The 18,499-nt window shown below is 43.4% G+C and carries 18 protein-coding genes; 13 read left to right on the top strand and 5 right to left on the bottom strand.

Features of this window, described 5'->3' with window-relative positions; translation table 11 throughout:
- Positions 1–113: 113 nt before the first annotated feature.
- The 13 genes from BuS5_RS14430 to BuS5_RS14490 all read left to right on the top strand — a co-directional run bounded on the left by BuS5_RS14430 (position 114) and on the right by BuS5_RS14490 (position 11,512).
- Positions 114–1,265: an acyl-CoA dehydrogenase family protein gene (locus BuS5_RS14430; RefSeq protein WP_027353096.1), complete on the top strand. Its 1,152-nt coding sequence runs from the start codon at positions 114–116 to the stop codon at positions 1,263–1,265.
- A gap of 102 nt (positions 1,266–1,367) precedes the next feature.
- Positions 1,368–2,162 carry a 1,4-dihydroxy-2-naphthoyl-CoA synthase gene (menB, locus tag BuS5_RS14435; protein ID WP_027353095.1) on the top strand — a complete coding sequence of 265 codons (795 nt, stop codon included), beginning with the start codon at positions 1,368–1,370 and terminating at the stop codon, positions 2,160–2,162.
- Positions 2,163–2,215: 53 nt separating this feature from the next.
- Entirely contained in the window at positions 2,216–3,007 is a 792-nt protein-coding gene (locus BuS5_RS14440; RefSeq protein ID WP_027353094.1) for an SDR family NAD(P)-dependent oxidoreductase, read from the top strand.
- Between the two features lie 32 nt (positions 3,008–3,039).
- Positions 3,040–4,203: a glutaryl-CoA dehydrogenase Acd gene (gene acd, locus BuS5_RS14445; RefSeq protein WP_027353093.1), complete on the top strand. Its 1,164-nt coding sequence runs from the start codon at positions 3,040–3,042 to the stop codon at positions 4,201–4,203.
- 22 nt (positions 4,204–4,225) lie between these two features.
- A complete protein-coding gene (locus BuS5_RS14450) occupies positions 4,226–4,660 on the top strand; it encodes a Zn-ribbon domain-containing OB-fold protein (protein WP_051374595.1) in 435 nt (144 codons plus the stop codon).
- 57 nt (positions 4,661–4,717) lie between these two features.
- Positions 4,718–5,881: a thiolase family protein gene (locus tag BuS5_RS14455; RefSeq protein ID WP_051374594.1), complete on the top strand. Its 1,164-nt coding sequence runs from the start codon at positions 4,718–4,720 to the stop codon at positions 5,879–5,881.
- Positions 5,882–5,931: 50 nt separating this feature from the next.
- Positions 5,932–6,549, top strand: a complete 618-nt coding sequence (locus BuS5_RS14460) for a flavodoxin family protein (RefSeq protein ID WP_027353092.1) — start codon at positions 5,932–5,934, stop codon at positions 6,547–6,549.
- A gap of 144 nt (positions 6,550–6,693) precedes the next feature.
- On the top strand, positions 6,694–7,821 hold the full coding sequence (locus BuS5_RS14465) for a sodium ion-translocating decarboxylase subunit beta (RefSeq protein ID WP_027353091.1): 1,128 nt from the start codon (positions 6,694–6,696) through the stop codon (positions 7,819–7,821).
- 5 nt (positions 7,822–7,826) lie between these two features.
- Positions 7,827–8,231 carry a PaaI family thioesterase gene (locus tag BuS5_RS14470; protein WP_051374593.1) on the top strand — a complete coding sequence of 135 codons (405 nt, stop codon included), beginning with the start codon at positions 7,827–7,829 and terminating at the stop codon, positions 8,229–8,231.
- A 7-nt stretch (positions 8,232–8,238) separates the two neighbouring features.
- A complete protein-coding gene (locus tag BuS5_RS14475; RefSeq protein WP_027353090.1) occupies positions 8,239–8,694 on the top strand; it encodes a MaoC/PaaZ C-terminal domain-containing protein in 456 nt (151 codons plus the stop codon).
- A 14-nt stretch (positions 8,695–8,708) separates the two neighbouring features.
- On the top strand, positions 8,709–9,449 hold the full coding sequence (fabG, locus tag BuS5_RS14480; protein ID WP_027353089.1) for a 3-oxoacyl-ACP reductase FabG: 741 nt from the start codon (positions 8,709–8,711) through the stop codon (positions 9,447–9,449).
- A gap of 4 nt (positions 9,450–9,453) precedes the next feature.
- A complete protein-coding gene (locus tag BuS5_RS14485) occupies positions 9,454–11,247 on the top strand; it encodes a CoA-transferase (protein ID WP_027353088.1) in 1,794 nt (597 codons plus the stop codon).
- Positions 11,237–11,512 (top strand): acylphosphatase, encoded by a 276-nt coding sequence (locus BuS5_RS14490; protein WP_035264445.1) that lies wholly within the window; start codon positions 11,237–11,239, stop codon positions 11,510–11,512. Before BuS5_RS14485 ends, BuS5_RS14490 begins: the two co-directional genes overlap by 11 nt.
- Before the next feature lie 89 nt (positions 11,513–11,601).
- On the opposite strand, the gene BuS5_RS14495 is transcribed toward BuS5_RS14490, so the two are convergent.
- The 5 genes from BuS5_RS14495 to BuS5_RS14515 form a co-directional block, all read right to left on the bottom strand.
- Entirely contained in the window at positions 11,602–11,874 is a 273-nt protein-coding gene (locus BuS5_RS14495; protein ID WP_027353086.1) for an HU family DNA-binding protein, read from the bottom strand.
- 212 nt (positions 11,875–12,086) lie between these two features.
- Complete coding sequence (gene ftsY / locus BuS5_RS14500; RefSeq protein WP_027353085.1) at positions 12,087–13,247, bottom strand: signal recognition particle-docking protein FtsY; 1,161 nt, start codon at positions 13,245–13,247, stop codon at positions 12,087–12,089.
- An 11-nt stretch (positions 13,248–13,258) separates the two neighbouring features.
- Positions 13,259–14,614 carry a hypothetical protein gene (locus BuS5_RS14505; protein ID WP_027353084.1) on the bottom strand — a complete coding sequence of 452 codons (1,356 nt, stop codon included), beginning with the start codon at positions 14,612–14,614 and terminating at the stop codon, positions 13,259–13,261.
- Entirely contained in the window at positions 14,611–16,890 is a 2,280-nt protein-coding gene (locus BuS5_RS14510; RefSeq protein WP_027353083.1) for an AAA family ATPase, read from the bottom strand. Before BuS5_RS14510 ends, BuS5_RS14505 begins: the two co-directional genes overlap by 4 nt.
- 193 nt (positions 16,891–17,083) lie before the next feature.
- Positions 17,084–18,031 carry an integron integrase gene (locus BuS5_RS14515; protein ID WP_232223014.1) on the bottom strand — a complete coding sequence of 316 codons (948 nt, stop codon included), beginning with the start codon at positions 18,029–18,031 and terminating at the stop codon, positions 17,084–17,086.
- Between the last annotated feature and the right edge of the window lie 468 nt (positions 18,032–18,499).

The raw sequence follows: 18,499 nt of genomic DNA on the forward strand, positions 1-18,499 counted from the left end.
TTAAAAATCAAGTAGTTTTCTCTGCGTTTTTTGCGTTCTCGGCGGTAAAATTTAATTTTTTATACAAAATAAATGTAAACTGAGAATGAAGGATGCCAAGGATTACAAAAAAAATGGATTTTAAGCTTACCCAGGAAGAGAGGATATTAAGGGATTCATTAAAAGATTTTCTCAAAAAAGAGATCGCTCCTCTTGCGGAAGAATACGAATTTGAACAAAAAAATTTTACAAAAAAAATCTTCAAAAAGCTTGATACCTTCGGCTACGCATCTGCGCTGATTCCCGAAGATAATGGCGGTCTCGGGCTCGGATTTATCAGCTATTCGATTATGGTGGAACAGCTTGCAAAGGTATGGGGGGCGCTCAGATCAATGGTTACCTCAAGCGGGTTGGCAACAAGACTGATTTCAAGAATAGGGACTAAAGAGCAGAGAGATAAATTCCTGCCTCGTTTATTAAGCATGGACGAGATCGCCTGTTTTGCATTAACGGAACCGAATGCCGGATCCGATGCCGGCGCCATAGAGACGGAAGCAGTACGTGACGGCGATTCCTATATATTGAACGGAACCAAAACCCTTATTACCGGCGGAAGCATAGCGGATCTATTATGTGTGTACGCAACAGTGGGCCCCGCAAAAAAAAACAAGGGGGTTACAGCATTTCTTGTAAAAAAAAATGAGTCGGAATTCCGAACCAGCGATATCCGCAAAATGGGAAACCGTTCATGCCCTCTTTCGGAAATAGTATTAAAAGACTGCCGGGTTCCAGTGAAAAATCGACTTGGTGAGGAAGGCGAAGGCCTCAAAATTGCTCTCGGCGGACTGAATGTGGGGAGGGTAACGGTAACATTCGGGGTAATAGGCGTTGCCCAGGCCGCTCTTGAAGCAGCAATCAGATATGCCAAAACACGGCATCAGTTCGGGAAACCGATCGGGAGTTTTCAACTGGTTCAGGAACTGATCGTGGATATGGCTTTAAAGGTCGATACCGCCAGAATACTCGGCTATCGTGTGGCAACAATGCTCGATGAAGGGGCCGAGTGCCGACGGGAAGCGTCATTTGCAAAACTTTATGCAACCGAGGCGGCCGTTGACGTAACTTCCAGTGCCATCCAGGTACACGGAGGATATGGGTACACGGAAGAATATCCTGTTGAAAGATATTATCGCGATGTCAGACATCTTACAATGGCCGAAGGAACCACCCAGATACAGAAATTAATCATCGGACGGGATATTTTGAAGCTGTCAGCCATCAGATAACATCGTTTTGGAAATAAAAATGTTAAATTTTAAGAAATACACCACCTATCACCCAAAACCTAACACCTGAAACTTTATCTTAATCTTTCGGAGGCAGACATAATGGATTTTAGTGAAATCATTTATCAAAAAAAAGACGGGGTAGCAAAAGTAATTATTAACAGACCTGACAGGTACAATGCCTTTACATCACTGACCCTTGTGGAGATGTTTCACGCTTTTCGGGATGCATGGGCGGATAAAAGCATAGGAGTTGTTGTTCTGACCGGGACCGGCAATAAAGCATTCTGCACCGGGGGAGATCAGAAAACCAAAGATGATTCCGGATACGGAAAAGGTGAAGCAAAATTCGATCTCCTTGATGCCCACGGGCAGTTAATCGAGGTAATCCGGGCTATCCCAAAACCTGTAATTGCCATGGTAAACGGTTTTGCCATAGGCGGAGGGAACGTCCTGCAGGTGGTCTGTGATTTAACCATTGCCTCTGATAACGCTAAATTCGGCCAGGCCGGTCCAAAGGTCGGAAGCTTTGACGCAGGTTTCGGAACCGTCTTTCTTGCAAGACTGGTAGGGGAAAGAAAAGCCCGTGAAATCTGGTATCTCTGCCGTCAATATACAGCGCAGGAAGCTCTTGAGATGGGTCTGGTCAACAAGGTTGTACCCCAGGCGGAACTCGAGCAGGAGGTGGAAACCTGGTGCCGGGAAATTCTTCAAAAAGCGCCTACTTCCATATCATATATTAAAGCTTCGTTTAATGCCGATACCGATCATATCAACGGATTGAATGCAATGTCCAAACACGCGGTAAATCTTTTTTATACAACCGATGAAGCACACGAAGGTGTTCAGGCTTTCCTGGAAAAGAGACCGCCCGAATTCAGCAAATTTCGGGGATAGTAGGGGCACGATGCATCGTGCCCTGTTAAGAATTTTTAAACAGGAGGAAAAAAATGGATTTAGGATTAGCAGGCAAAACAGTTATCGTCACAGGCGGCGGTTCCAATATCGGTCGTTCCATTTGTCATAATTTTGCCAAAGAAAAAGTGAAACTGGTCATTGCAGAACTTGATGATACTCAAGGCGGAAAAGTTGAAGAAGAAATAAAAAATTTAGGAGCAGAAGCACTTTTTGTCAAGACTGATGTTTCCGACCATCTCCAGGTTGAAGATATGGTCAAAAAGGGAATAGACCAATTCGGCCAAGTTGATATACTTATCAACAATGTTGGCTGGAACGTGGATCAGCTCTTTCTGGAAGAGACCAGGGAAAAATGGAAAAAAATAGTGGCCATCAACTTCTGGGGGCCATTAAACTGCACCAGGGCGGTTCTTGATCATATGGTGGAACGTAAAAAGGGCGTAATTGTAAATATAGGATCCGACGCCGGTAGAATGGGCGAATTCAGGGAAGCTGTCTATGGCGCATGTAAAGGCGGCACAATCGCATTTACCAAGGCTATAGCCAGGGAAGTCGGCAAATTCGGTATCCGGGTAAATGTAGTCTGCCCGGGACTTACTATTCCGGAAAGTGAAGACCATATCGGCAAGGATAGTCTCTGGGCCGGCGATATGATGAAAATATTTACACCCGAGGCGCAGGCCAGGGCGGCCAAAGCCTATCCCTTGCGCAAGCTGGGCAAACCCGATGAAATTGCTCAAACCGTTCTTTTTATGGCATCAAACTGTGCCGGTCATATCACCGGTCAGACACTCAGCGTAAGCGGCGGATATACAATGATGTAGAAAATATTATTACAAAAAGGGAGAGTTTCAGGATGGATTTCAGACTGTCAAAAGAGCTTGAAATGTTAAGAGATGCAGTGCGTGATTTTGCTGATAAAAAGATAGCCCCCTATGCTGATGAATGGGATAACAATAATTACCTGCCCCATGAGGAAGTACTCAAACCGATGGGAGAGCTTGGTTTTTTCGGCGCCGTTATACCTGAGGAATACGGTGGTGAGGATATGGGCTGGATGGCGGCCGTTATTATCACCGAAGAGATTGCGCGCGTCTCCGCTTCAATCAGGATCCAGGTAAATATGCAGTCGATCGGTTCGGCTTACACTATCTGCACCTACGGCACGGAAGAGCTGAAAAAAAAATATGTTCCCAAACTGGTTAAAGCGGAATATCTGGGAGGTTTTGCCATCACGGAACCTGATGCAGGTTCGGATGTAATGTCGATGCAGTTGACGGCGGATGATTGTGGCGACCATTGGCTGCTGAACGGCTCCAAAACATGGATTTCGAATGCAAATTGCGCCGATCTGCTTGTTTGTTATGCCTACACGGATCGTTCAAAAAAGAGTAAAGGCCTTTCCTGTTTCCTGATAGAGCCAAAAAACTTTGCCGGAATAACAACTTCATCCCTTGGAAAGCTAGGAGTCCATTCATCACCAACGGGTGAAATATTTTTTAATAATGCAAAGGTGCCTAAAGAGAATATACTTGGGCAGCCGGGAGACGGGGCAAAAATTGTATTCAGTTCTCTTAACCAGACCAGGATTTCTGCCGCCGCAGGTTCTATCGGCGCGGCCCGGGGCTGCTATGAACTGGCCGTAAAATACTGTAAGGAGCGCAAACAGTTCGGCCGGGAAATCGGCAAATTCCAGATGACCCAGGATCTCATTGCCCAAATGTCGGCTGAAATAGAAGCCGCCCGACTTCTGGTTTACATGGCGGCTGATCGAAAAGATAAGGGCCACCTTAATAATGGCCTGGATGTGGCCCAGGCAAAATATCTGGCGGCAGAGGTTGCTCTCAAATGTTCCCATACCGCGATGAAGATCATGGGCGCTTATGGCTATTCAACCGAATACCCACTGGCCCGTTTTTACCGGGATATTCCCAGTCTCTTCATTGTCGAAGGTTCTGCCAATATATGTAAACAGATTATAGCCATGGATCAATTGGGATACCGTAAGGCCAATAGATAAAAATTTAGGGGAGATATTGATAATGGTTTCAACAGATATAACGACTATTCCTCTCAGGAAAGGCTTCTGGACAAACATGCGGGATGGTAATGAGCAGACAAGATTAATAGGCAGCAGATGTTCTTCCTGCGGAGAAATTTTTTTTCCAAAAAAAGAGAAAAACTGGTGTGTGCACTGTAACAGGCCTACACTCGAAGAGACGACTTTAAGCAATAAGGGGAAGATTGCCACCTACAGTGTTGTAATGCAGCAACCGGGCGGTGGTTTTTATAAAGGCCCGGTTCCTTACGCTTATGGCTGCGTTGATGTGGAAGACGGGATAAGGATTGAAACCCTATTATCCGCCGATAATTTTGATCAACTTGAAGTAGATATGGATGTTGAGCTGGTAATTGAAAAATTTTATAATGATGACGACGGCAATGAGGTTGTGACATTCAAATTTAAACCTGTTTAAAAAAAATTCATTGTATGGGCGAACCCTTGTGGTCGCCCTCTATTGAAGGATATAAAGATGAAAAAAATGAATGAGATGCGGGAAGTTTTTGTCGCCGGTATAGGCCTTGTGCCATGGGGAGTTTACGAAAATAAAGAACATTACGATTTCGGAAGCGACGCCGTGTTCAACGCCCTGAAAGATGCTGAAATGGAATGGAAGGACATCCAGGCTGCTTTCATCGGAAGTGTTTACCAGGGAACCGGATCCGGCCATCAGGTAATTAAAGAGGTGGGTCAAACAGGGATACCGATAGTAAATATCGAAAACGCATGTTCCAGCGGCAGTTCGGCCTTCAGGCTTGCCTACCAGATGATTGCGGCGGAAATTTATGATATTGTCATTGCTGTGGGTATGGAAAAGATGCCTAAAGGGCCTATTAAGAGCACTGCCTTTCGTCCATGGGAGCTTGCTTCCGGATTTAACGTGCAGATGGCTAATTATGCCAATGAGGCGGTTGAATATATGCATGAAACCGGTGCCTCGGTCGAAGACTTTGCGCGTGTAACTGTAAAAAACCGTAAAAACGGGGCGCTGAACCCGAATGCAAGATTCCGGAAACCGGTTACACTGGAAGAAGTAATGGAATCGAGAATGGTGTCAACCCCGTTAAGGCTTTTCCACTGCTGTCCCCTTGCAGACGGCGCTGCAGCAGCTGTTCTTTGCAGCAAAAACAAATTAAAATCAATAAAAAGAAGCATAATTGTAGCTGCCTCTACCCTGACCTCAGGTGTTTATGGAGAAGGTATAATGATGTGCGGCACAGTTAACAGCTTAAAATTTCCGGCTAAAAGTGGTATAGTAAAGCTGTCGGCGGATCAGGCTTATGAAATCGCCGGTTACGGCCCCGAAGATATGGATGTTGTTCAGGCCTATGATACAATGGCTCCGGCTGAACTGTGGGATATTGAAAAGCTCGGATTCTGCCGGAACGGCGAAGCTCCCGGACTTTTAAAAGAAGGCGCTTTTGATATAGACGGGAATATACCTGTAAACACAGATGGCGGACTAATGTCCCGCGGCCATCCCCTGGGCGCAACCGGGCTTGGACAGATTTGTGAAATCATAAACCAGTTGCGCGGCGAAGCAGGTAAAAGGCAGGTAAATAATCCCAGGATCGGACTCGCACATTCCATGGGAGCAGGACCCAACAGTTCGGTCACTATTTTAAAAAAAAAATAATGTAAGGGTTCAAAATTTTGAACCCTTACATTAAAACCAAGGAGGTATAAATGAAAGTTCTAGCTGTAAACGGGAGTCACAGGCCGGGCCATAACACAGCCGCAATGCTGAATATGGTGCTTGATGAGGTTAAGGCGGAAGGCTTTGAAACAGAGCTGATTGAGCTTTACGAACATGAAATCAAACTTTGTAAATCATGCAATAAATGCCTCGTGAAGCCGGAATGCTCAATCAAGGATGACGATATGCCCATGATAATAGATAAGCTGCTTGCGGCGGATGCGATCATTCTTGGCTCTCCCGTCTATTTCGGCAATGTAAGCGGCATTATGAAAATATTTATCGACCGCTCACGATCCATGCATATGTGCAAAAATGCCCTTGACGGTAAAATAGGAGCAGCGTTGACCCATGCGGGCCTGCGAAACGGGGGGCAGGAAATGACACAAATGATCCTTGAGAGATTTCTCCAGTGCCACGGTCTGCATGTTGTTGAAGCCCGGGATCCGGAAACAGGGATTTTCAACGGCGGCCCCCTTGGAACAATGTTCGACTCCATGGCCGGCGAAAATATAAAATGGAAAAAGGATGTATCAGAGGATACTCTAACAGCAAAAACATGCAGCTCTTTGGGTAAAAATATAGTGCGATTACTGAAACAAAAATAAATTTCATATATAGATTTCCACATAATAATTTCACTGCGTTATCGGTCGTCGGAGGTAGAGACGCAAAATTTTGCGTCTCTACCTCCTCCGGCCTTGTGCCGAATTTTAAAAACCTATAAGCACCGAGACGAGGGAGTTCAGGTTATGTCGGATCTACTAATAAAGTTTTTGTCCAACACAGGCTATGCGCTGGTAACTTATCGCAACCTTATAATGATTTTTATCGGGTTGTTCTTCATATACCTTGCCATAGCAAAAAAATGTGAGCCGCTTCTCCTGGTGCCGATAGGATTCGGTATATTATTAGGCAATATACCGGTATTCAAAGGATTTGGACTGGGTCTGTATGAGGATGGCTCGGTATTGCATTTTCTTTATTTCGGGGTCACAACCGGCATGTATCCATCACTGGTTTTTCTGGGCCTGGGAGCCATGACCGATTTTTCCTCATTGCTGGCCAGACCTGTATTAATGCTTCTGGGAGCTGCCGCCCAAATAGGAATTTTTTTTACTCTTCTTGGAGCTCTTTTTTTTGGCTTTGATCCTAAAGAAGCTGCCTCCATAGCGATTATCGGGGGCGCTGACGGGCCGACATCAATTTTTCTTACCGCCAGATTAGCGCCGCACCTCATAGGTTCGGTTGCCATAGCGGCCTATTCCTACATGGCTCTGATACCGGTTATTCAGCCGCCGATTATGAAACTTCTTACCACCCACAAAGAGAGACTTATAAGTATGGGGGTGCTGCGTGAAATTTCACAAAAAGAAAAAATAATTTTTCCGATAGTCGCTTTTCTGCTCTGCTGTTTTATTGCTCCGGCGGCCTTACCGCTTCTGGGTATGCTCTTTTTCGGCAATCTTTTAAAGGAGTGTACTGTAACCGAACGTCTGGCCAACACCGCCCGCAATGCAATTATAGATATAGCGACCATATTGCTGGGGGTAATCGTAGGCGCAAGCACCCAGGGTGACAGATTCCTAACACAACAGTCCCTTGGGATATTTCTATTGGGAGCGATTGCATTCAGCATTGCAACCGCATCGGGCATTATATTCGCCAAAATAATGAACCTGTTTATGAAACAAAAGATAAATCCACTTTTGGGGGCCGCAGGGGTTTCAGCAGTGCCTGGTTCCGCCCGCGAGGCCCATTTATTGGCTCTTAAGGAAGACCACACGAATTTCCTGCTGATGCATGCCATTGCATGCAACTCTTCGGGAGTTATCGGCTCTGCCATCGCGGCGGGAGTTTTATGGAGTTTTTTTAATTAATTATTATGGAAAAAAAAATTTACGATTATTTGTATCAAAAAGCAGAAGCTATCCCGGTATGGAAATACCTGGGAGCTCGTTTGTCAAAATTATCAAAAGGCGCTGCCCGGGTTGAGCTGCCGCATAATACCAAACTGGGCAATTCCATGCAGGCTCTCCAGGGAGGCATAACAACGGCTATAGCCGACGCCGCAGGCGGGTGGGCCTTGCTTACTCTTGCTAAACCAGGCATCAAGATATCGACGGTTGAGTTAAAAATCAGCTTTCTGCTGCCGATTCGTGAAGATGTGGTTGCAGAAGGAAAAGTAGAACGTTTGGGATCTGCAATAGGGACATCGAGCATTAAGGTTAAATTCATGGACGGCAGAACAGCCGCAGTCGGCATCGGCACCTATTATTTGAAAGATTGAAAAAAAAATGGATCAAAAATACTTTGAAGACCTGCAGTTAGGCGATCAGGATCAGACCGTGGGAAGAACCATAACAGAGGCGGATATAGTAAATTTTGCGGGATTGTCCGGTGATTTTAATCCTATTCATATGGATCAGGCCTTTGCAGAGAAAACTTTTTTTAAAAAAAGGATAGCACACGGGATCCTGGTTTTTTCCGTTGCGTCCGGGCTATTTACCCAAAGCGAAATGAACACTTTTATGAAAAAAAGCGTTATCGCATTAATGGAGATTAAATGGAAATTCCTGAAACCGGTTTTTATAGGAGACACTATTCATCTTGAAGTAGAAATCATCGAAAAAAAGGAAACAAGCAAGCCCGATCGGGGGATTGTTATATTAAAAAGAACTGTTGTAAATCAAAAAGGCGATGCCGTTCAGGAAGGTGATATTATCATGATGATCAGGCGCAGGCCTATATAATGAGGTTTTTAAAAATGGATTTAACAGGAAGAGTCGCAGTTGTAACCGGTGCCGGAAGCGGGCTGGGGAGAGCTATATCTTACAGGCTGGCGGAAAACGGCGCTAAAGTTGTAGTAAATGACGTTGTTGAAGAGCAGGGCAATCTTACCGTAGAGAATATAAAATCAAAAAATGGTGAAGCGGTTTTTTCACAAACGGATATTTCCAAATGGGACGGGGCCAAAGATTTAATCAAAAAGGCCAAAGAGACCTTCGGCAAAATTGATATCCTGGTTAATAATGCCGGCATAACCCGCGATATGCTGCTAAGGGATATGGAGGAAGATGACTGGGACAAGGTCCTTGATATAAATCTTAAAGGAGCCTTTAATTGCTGCAAGTTCGCCACTCCGTATATGGTGGAACAGAAATACGGCAAAATAGTAAATCTTTCTTCCAGGGCGCATCTGGGCAACCCTGGTCAGGCCAATTATTCTGCTTCCAAGGCCGGCATAATCGGACTTACCCGTTCATTGTCCCTTGAATTCGGCCGCTATAATATTAATGTCAATGCTGTTGCTCCGGGCATGGTTAATACGGAAGGCATCAAAGCCCTTAAAAAATATGATATGATAGTCGAAAGAGCTTTAAAGGTTACACCCTTAAAAAGAATAGGAGAACCCGAAGATGTGGCCAACCTGGTTCACTTTCTGGTCAGTGATTATTCAAGCTATATAACCGGTGAAATTATTCACATAACAGGCGGAAGATACTAGCTTTATGGAAAGAATGCAAAAACTGCTGCACGATCCGATCTTTTCCGTTCAGGGATCGGAAACAGGCTCAAAAGTTATGCCGCTGAAAGAAGCAGTGAGCAGATATGTAAAGCAGGGCATGATGATACATACCTGCCAGACAAGCATCCGCTGGTGCCATGCAATTTTTAATGAGATTGCAAGACAGTTCTGGGGCAAAAGAGGCGATTTTACCCTGGCCGGTATTTCAATGAACTTCCCCCATGCGGTGCTTGTTCACGGCGGACTGGTCAAAAAAATGATCACCAGTTATTTTGGCGATCCCTACATCGTGCCGAGCCCAAACAGGGTGTTTCAGAAGGCCGTAAAAGAAGGAACCCTTGAGATTGAGCATTGGTCCATCTATACCATAACCCTCCGTCTGCAGGCCGCAGCCCTTAACCTTCCATTCCTTCCCACCCATTCGCTTTTGGGGAGCACAATGGAGCAGGATAATAAAAAGGATCTCGTTGTCATGGATGATCCTTTGCGTGAAGGAGAAAAAATAGCCCTGGTAAGCGCCCTGCAACCCGATCTTACCATAGCTCATGGATGGCTTGCCGATTCTGAAGGGAATGCCGTTTTCCTTGCTCCCCTTGGTGAAAATATAAAGGGAGCGCTCGGCAGCAAAAAAGGTGTAATCCTTACAGTAGAAAAAATCGTGCCCACGGAAAAACTAAGGAAGTATTCACATATGGTAAAACTGCCTGGCACCTATGTGAAAAGCGTCTCGGAAGTTCCTTTTGGGGCGCATCCCAGTGGTTTGTCTCGCACAGGTCTGGATGAACTGGATCTCTATAGTGAAGATTACGCTTTTATCGAAGAGGTCCACCAGGCCGGCAAAAACAAGGATTCATTTCAGGCCTGGATAGATAAATGGGTCCTTTCATGTTCCGATCATGAAGACTATCTGGCTAAACTGGGTCATGAGAGGATTCAGAGGCTGACCGGGCAGTCGAATCCTGAATCCTGGCGCGTTAATTTTTCAAGTCTTGAAAAAATAATAGATGATGAAAAGTATACGCCGATTGAAATGGCAATGGTTGTAATGGCCAGGATACTGGCGCAGAAAGTCAAAAAAGATAAACATAAAACCCTTCTGGCGGGCGCAGGGATTGCCAACCTTGCTTCCTGGCTCTGTTTTTACAAACTGAAGCAGGAAGATTATCCCCTGGAATTGATGGCTGAGATAGGGATGTACGGGTATGTGCCCTGCCCCACCGAACCGATTCTTTTCAATACCAGCAATTTCGCAACCTGCAAGATAACAACCGATATCCCGACCATTATGGGCCTGTTTGTGGGCGGCATAAAAGCGAACTGCATAGGCGCGCTCGGCGCGGCACAGATAGATCAACACGGCAGCATAAATACCACAAAAATGGATCAGGATAATGTTATTGTAGGCTCCGGTGGGGCCAATGATGTGTGCAGTGTTGCTAAAGATGTTGTAGCAATTCTGCCCCAGTCATCGGACAGGCTCATAGAGGATGTATATTACATCACTTCTCCAGGAAAAAATGTCAGTACAGTGGTATCAACCATGGGAATTTTTGAAAAAACAGCTAATGATTCGGGCTTCACCTTAACCGGGTATTTTCCCTCAAACGAAGGAAACCTGGAAAAAATCATAGAAAAATTCCAGAAAAAATCAAGCTGGTCCTTTAATATTGGGAAAAACTTAAAAGAGATAAAACCTCCTGCGCATGATGAGTTGAAAATGCTCAGGATATTCGATCCAAACCGCTACTACCTTGGAGCATTGAATAATGAATATTAGAGTTCATGTAATAATTACCGGAAAAGTCCAGGGCGTCTGTTTCAGGATAACGACAAAACAAGAGGCTGAAAAACATGGCGTCACAGGCTGGGTCAGGAACAGAATTGACGGCTCTGTAGAAGCCGTTTTTGAGGGTGAAAAAGAAAGAGTGAATTCAGTGCTGGAATGGTGCCGGAACGGCCCGTCAATGGCAAGGGTCAACAAGGTTGCAACAAGATCGGAAGATCATAAGAATGAGTTTCACAACTTTCAGGTTTTACCGTAATTTGACAAAAGTAAGGCGGCCTTCTTCTGTTTGCAATTATTACAAATAAGCATGCAGAACCTTTCAAAGAAACCGCCTTGAATCATCACTTAAACGGCATCTTTGAGTTTTTTACCCGGTTTGAACTTAACAACATTGCACGCTTCTATATTAATCGGCTCGCCCGTTTGAGGGTTACGCCCTGTCCTGGCCTCTCGGCGTACTTTTGAGAATGTGCCGAATCCCACCAGGGTTACCCTTCCATCATCTTCCTGGAGGGCTTTTGTGACATTAGCTAAAAACGAGTTAAGGGCATCTGAGGCAACCACTTTGGATATCCCTGCATCCTGTGCCATTTTCTCTATTAATTCCACTTTCTTCATTCTTTTTTACTCCTTATTATTTGGGTTTACGAAAATATGAGAAGATTAGACCGACTTTTAAAGCTCCCTACAGCAGGTTTTTTTCTATGTCAACAAAAAAACCCGCACGCTGCAACACTTTTATAGATTCCCAGGCATCCTTAAGAAAGCCAAAAAAGTAGTTTACAATTTTAAAGATAAACCGGGAAATGAAATATACCGATACAAAACGCTTAAAACAAAGCATTTACATAATCTTTTGGCTTAAAAACGTCAAGGTCATCTATCGTCTCTCCGACTCCTATATACAGCAATGGAATATCAAGCGTGCTGCAAATACTTATAACAACACCACCCTTGGCAGTGCCGTCAAGTTTTGTTATAACAACTCCGGTTATTCCAAGCGCGTCATTGAACATCTCGGCTTGTGACAATGCATTTTGACCTGTTGTGGCATCGAGCACAAGAAGAATCTCATGGGGAGCTTCCGGAATTTTTTTTGCAAGAGCGCGTTTAATTTTTTTAAGCTCTTCCATAAGGTTAACTTTGGTGTGCAGCCTTCCGGCAGTATCCACAAAGACAATATCGGCATCTCTTGCCAGAGCTGCTTCAATACTGTCATATGCCACAGCAGCCGGATCCGAATTATCCTTATGCTTAATGATATCCGCACCGGCCCTGTTGGCCCAAATCTCAAGTTGCTCTATAGCCGCGGCCCTGAAAGTGTCCGCCGCAGCTATCAGCACTTTCTTTCCGGAGCCGGCGGATTTAGAGGCAAGCTTTCCGATGGTAGTTGTTTTACCTACTCCATTTACACCTATAACCATTACAACATGGGGTTTGCCTTGAACAATATTCGCCGTATCTTCCTTCGATTCAAACAAAGCCAGGATTTCTTCATTTAAGATCTCTTTCAACTGATCAGCGCCGGATATTTTAAAAGATTTCTGTGAGATATTCTCCAAAATATCCATGGAAGCCTGTACTCCGATATCTGAAGTGATCAAAAGTTCTTCAAGTTCTTCAAGCATATCGTCGTCAAGTTTTCTTTTACCTGTAAAAAGATCGTCTATGTCTGTTGTAAAAATCTCCCTGGTTTTGGCAAGGCCCTTTTTTAACCTCCCGAAAAAACCGGCTCTATTCCGCGTTTTCCCAGATTCCTGAAGCTCCTCAATCTCCTCAACCTCTTGAATATTTTGTTTTTCTTCGAAGTCTTCAACACCATCAACTGTTTCTTCATCAGGCTGCTCTTCTATTTCAGTATCTTCTATTTCAGTAATTGCTGAATCAACTTCTTCATTCTCAGAATTATCCTCCTGCCCTGCAACTACCTCCCCAGTTTCAACTTCTTCCCGGGGTTGCTTTTTCTTCTTTTTAAACCAATTAAAAGCCATAGATCCTTTCCTTATTTCATAACAGTTTCCAAATTTACTGAAACAATCTTTGAAACCCCTTTATTCTCCATTGTAATTCCAAAAAGAGTATCAGCAAATTCCATACTTTTTTTATTGTGTGTTATCATTAAAATTTGGGATTTCTCTCCTATAAGCTGTAACAGGTTATTAAACTGGAAAATGTTTGCTTCGTCAAGAGGGGCATCGATTTCATCCATAAGGCAGAAGGAGGCGGGCTTTATTAAAAATATGGAGAATATAAATGCTATGGCGGAAAGTGCTTTTTCACCTCCGGAAAGAAGGCTGAGCCTCCTAAGTTTTTTTCCGGGAGGATGCACCATAAGCTCCACGCCCGTCTCATGCAGATTGCCGGGATCCGTCAAAGTCAGCTTTGCGGCCCCTCCATCAAAAAGTCTTGGAAAGACCAGGTTGAATTTTTCATTAATAAGATCAAAAGTCTTAAGGAACTTCTCCCTGGTAATTCTGTTTATCTTCTTTATAACCTTGTTCAGGTTTTCTATTGCCGCAACAAGGTCGTCACGCTGTTCACAGAGGAAATCATACCTGGTTTTAAGCTGTTCATATTCCTTTATGGCGCCCATATTCACATCATTGAATTTTTCAAGCTTTTTATTTAAATCCGAAAGCTCTTTTTCCATTTCATCCCGTGAAATCGCCGATGACGCCATGGAGTCTTTCGAATTTTGGGTGAACTCCTTTTTCAGCTGGAAAATCGATTTGTGATAGCGTTCTCTGAGTCGACTCTCAATATTTTCAAGTTTTATTATCTTCTGAGTCTGTTCTATTTCAAGGATACGTATTTTCCCGAGAACCTCATCATGCCGGTTATCAATCTCTGCCATAGCCTTGTCATATTCATTTAGCCTCGATTCAAGTTCTCCGTATTCCGATTCATAATTATTCAGCCTTTCCGAAATTATTTTTATCTTTTTATATTCTTCGGCAAGATTCTCTTCATATCGCTCTATCATAAGCCTTGATGAAGAAAGTTTGTCCCCTTTTTTTGCAATGTCAATCAAAAGTTCTTTAATGTGCCTGCTCTTATCCATTCGGAATTCATCTAATCTTTTTAATGTATTCCTGCTGTTTTCCAATCCGGCATTTAAAGCTGTAAGCTTAAGATTAAGATCTATTACCTTGCGGTTATATGTATCACTTTCGGTCGAAACTACATTTATATTTTTTTTTATTTCCTCAACGCTCTCCCCGGCAGCCTTAACCTTAGCCACGATCTCATGATACGCCCTCCGGTTTTCCTCCATCTCGCCATCAAGATCCATCTCGTCACCTGAAAGCTGTTCCTGCTCCAGGCGGATTATATCCAAATGACGTTCAGCATGCTTCAAATCCTCAGAAACCCTGTATATTTTTTTTCAGCTTCATTTTTCTGCTGTATAATTTCCTGCATCTCTATTTCCACGCTTCGGATATCATGTTCAAGCTTTTCCCTGTATGAACCTGCAGCTTCAATATCCTTATCTAATTCACTTAACCTGTTTTGCAAGTCTCTCATCTCCTGCTTTTTGGCCAGTATTCCGGCCTGGACCTCTTTGTTTCCTCCTATTATTATGCCATTAGCAGTGACAATTATTCCGTCTCCGGTCACAAGTGTATACAAACCTTTGCAATTAATAGCAAAGGCTTCCGCCTCTTCAAGATTATCAACAACAATAACTTTGCCCAAAAGGATTTCCACAATTTTTTCAAAACCTGGCTTTATACTGACATGGTTTAAGAGTAACTTATCCTTATAAGGTTTGATGGCGGAAGTATCTCCTTCTGCCTGTATGGATTCAAAAGGAATGAATCCATTGCGGCCCAGGCTGCTTTTCTGAAGATAATCGACAAGATTGACGCATGTTTGTTTCTCCTTAACAAGTATATACTGCAAGGACTCGCCCAGAACACTTTCAACGGCAGCCACAAAAGAAGGTTCAGCTTCAATTACATCGGCTACCAGGCAAATAATCCTGTCCGATAATCCTTGCAAATCCGCATTCAACTCATCAGCTTTTTTTTGTTTCTGATGCTTACCCTGCAAATTTATTTTTTTTGCCTTCATTATGGCTTTAACACCGTCTTGATACCACGAATAATTATCATCCATCTTTTTAATAGTAGTCAGTTCCGACAGAAGCCTGCTTCTCTCCAGCTCCATGGATTGTACAAGTTTTATCCGGCGGCCCAAAATTTGCCTTTTCTCTTCATGTTCTTTTTCGATCTGTGTGATGCTCTTATCAAGTTCATCAGCCTCCTTAATCAACCGATTCAGAAGTTCTTCTGCTTTTTGTTTAATCCGCGCCATTTCCTCAATCCGTCTGTTTGCGCCATATTCCTCTTCATCAGCCTGTTTAAGTCGTCTTTGAATCTTTTCCTTTTTGCCGGCGGCATTCTGGTAAATATTTCTGTATCCGGCTTCCAGGGCAACCGCATCAATCAGACCATTTTTTTCCGCCTCCATCTTTCTATTTAATTCAGCCAGCCTGTTCTTTACAGTTTCCGCTGCTTTTTTTTCTGTGCCAAGGGAGATACAAATCTTTTCTATCTTATCAAGGAAAAGATCCTCTTCAGATTTTATCTGCTCAATCTCTGCTGTTATTTCAGAGTACTTTTCATCCAGTCCGCCATGGGCAGATTCCTGTTCCATAATTTCATTTTTCAGTCTTGATACCTCGCTGCGGAGATGTTCCAGATCATTTTCAAGCCGGTCTGTTTTACGCTGAGTCTCAATTTGTTCGGATTGCTGTTTAGAGATATCCTGTTTTTTTTCCAGACATAGCAGCTTTAATTCTTCAACTGCAGCATCTAACCTCTTTGATTTTGATGTATGCTGGATATCATCATCCTTGAGACTCTTTAACAAGTTTCTCGTATCTGCTATTTTGACTGAAAGATCGTTATATAAATCAAGGGCAAGTAAAATATCGATTCTTTTTATACGGCCCCGGTAAGTTTGGTAAAGTTCGGCTTTTCCGGCCTGGCGTTTAAGTGCCGCCATGTGCCGTTTTATTTCCAGAATAATATCCTCTATGCGCAGCAGGGTCTGATTGGTCGCCTCCACCTTGTGCATGGCCTCGGTCTTGTTCTTTTTATACCTTGTAATCCCGGCGGCCTCCTCTATAAAAACCCTCCTTTCGCCCGGTTCCGCCTCTGTGATTGCTCCGATATTCCCCTGCTGTATTACAGCATACGATTTGGCGCCCATGCCGCTTCCAAGAAATAAATTGTATATATCTTTTAACCTGCAGGGCCGTTTATTCAGTAAATAGGCCATTTCACCGGATCTAAAAACACGCCTGGTTATCATTATTTCGGCGAAGTCCTTAAATTCTTCCGGCAATTCTTCCGGAGCTGATCCATTATCATTCACCAAGGTTAAGGAGACCTCCGCCATATTGACAGGTGGGATTCCGCCGGCACCGGCAAAGATTACATCCTCCATCGATTTTCCGCGGAGCTGCTTAACGCTCTGTTCTCCCATAACCCAACGTATGGCATCTACGATATTGCTTTTTCCGCATCCATTAGGACCAACAATTGCAGAAATACCAGGAGGGAATTCTATGCTCGCCTTTTCACAAAAAGACTTAAAACCGGTTATGTCCAATCTTTTAAGTTTCATGGGAAAGGTTCTCCAGAGTAAGAAAGTATCCTGAATTAATGGAATTGAAGTAACAGTGTGGTATACTGTTAAAGTTTTTGTGACCCTGGCTTTAAAACGTAAAAGTTTGAAGCGGCTTTCTTTTTATAACTTCCTTTACACTTTTATTGACAAATACGCCAGGCGATTTGCTTCTGAAGATTCCAAAAATCTATTACAACAAATCCAGTGGGCTTTTAACGGAATCGATATCTTTTTTCATGACATGGGTATAAATTTCGGTGGTTTTTACATCAGCATGACCCATAAGTTTTTGAACCACCCGGATATTAGTGCCGTTTTCAAGTAGATGAGTGGCAAAGCTGTGACGAAAAGTATGACAGCCGGCCTTCTTGTCAATTTTGGCCCGGTTTAAACCCTGTTTGATCGCCTTTTGCAGGCCCGATTCCAGAACATGATGACGCATTATTTTTCCGGATCTGGGGTCCTTCGACAATTTTTTGGCAGGAAAAACATACTCCCATCCGGTCTCTTTGGATAGATTCGGGTATTTACGGGAAAGCGCCCCAGGGAGATAAACTTCACCGAAACCTTCCAGGATGTCCTCCTTGTGTAATGCAATAGCATAATCAATTTGCTCTTGTAATTCATGCTGTATGGAGTCAGGCAAAATTACTGTGCGGTCTTTGCCGCCTTTTGGGTTACGTATAAAAATTCTGCCCTGGCCAAAATCCACATCCTTGACCCGCAAACGAACACACTCCAGAAGCCTGAGACCGCCGCCGTATAACAATTTTGCCATCAGAGCGTGCTTTCCCTTCATCTTGCCAAGGAGCCTGGAAACCTCTTTTTGTGTCAATACAGTCGGCAGATTCATTCTTCGTTTTGACCGCGTTGGGGCTATACCACCTCCCAAATCAACATCAAGAACCTTTTTGTACAAAAATATCAATGCGTTCAATGCCTGTTTTTGGGTTGCTGCAGCAACATTCTTCTTTTCTGCAAGGTGGCTCAAGAACCGATCAACTTCGTTTTTGCCCATATCTTTCGGATCTGTTTTACCACCATAAAATTTTATATACTGCAATATCCAGGATGAGTAAGACTGTTCAGTCCTGTATGCATAGTGATAATATCGTAAAACTTCACGGACTTGATCCATTAAACTATATCCTGGATTCGGTTTAAATTGCATCTTGATTCCATATCTTTGTTATAGTATCTTTATTAAATAGAAAATTTAATAATAGATAAAAATGCTACAAATTTCAAGAGAAATATTTACCTAATTTAAATTTAATATATGGATAAATAGAAATATTTTCCATATATATACTCCTATATCATGAAAAAAGGGAGAAAAAATTGTCAAGACTACCAATCTTCAAATTATTGAATAATTACTGAATTGCAAATGGACATCCCCAAGTGCCCCGTATAACTTCTTACGTCGATATTTTGGACACAAAACAATATGATACTTGCATTCATAACGTACATGTGATTGATTCTGATAATCTTTCATTTACACCTCCTTCTTAAGACTACCCTTTCCAGGGGGACCCTCAAGAAGGAGGTATATCTCGTCTGACCGGCAAAGCTTATTAGAATCGCACCAGCAGAGCTGGTG

Origin of the sequence: Desulfosarcina sp. BuS5 (assembly GCF_028752835.1) — a bacterium.
Taxonomy (GTDB): Bacteria; Desulfobacterota; Desulfobacteria; order Desulfobacterales; family BuS5; genus BuS5.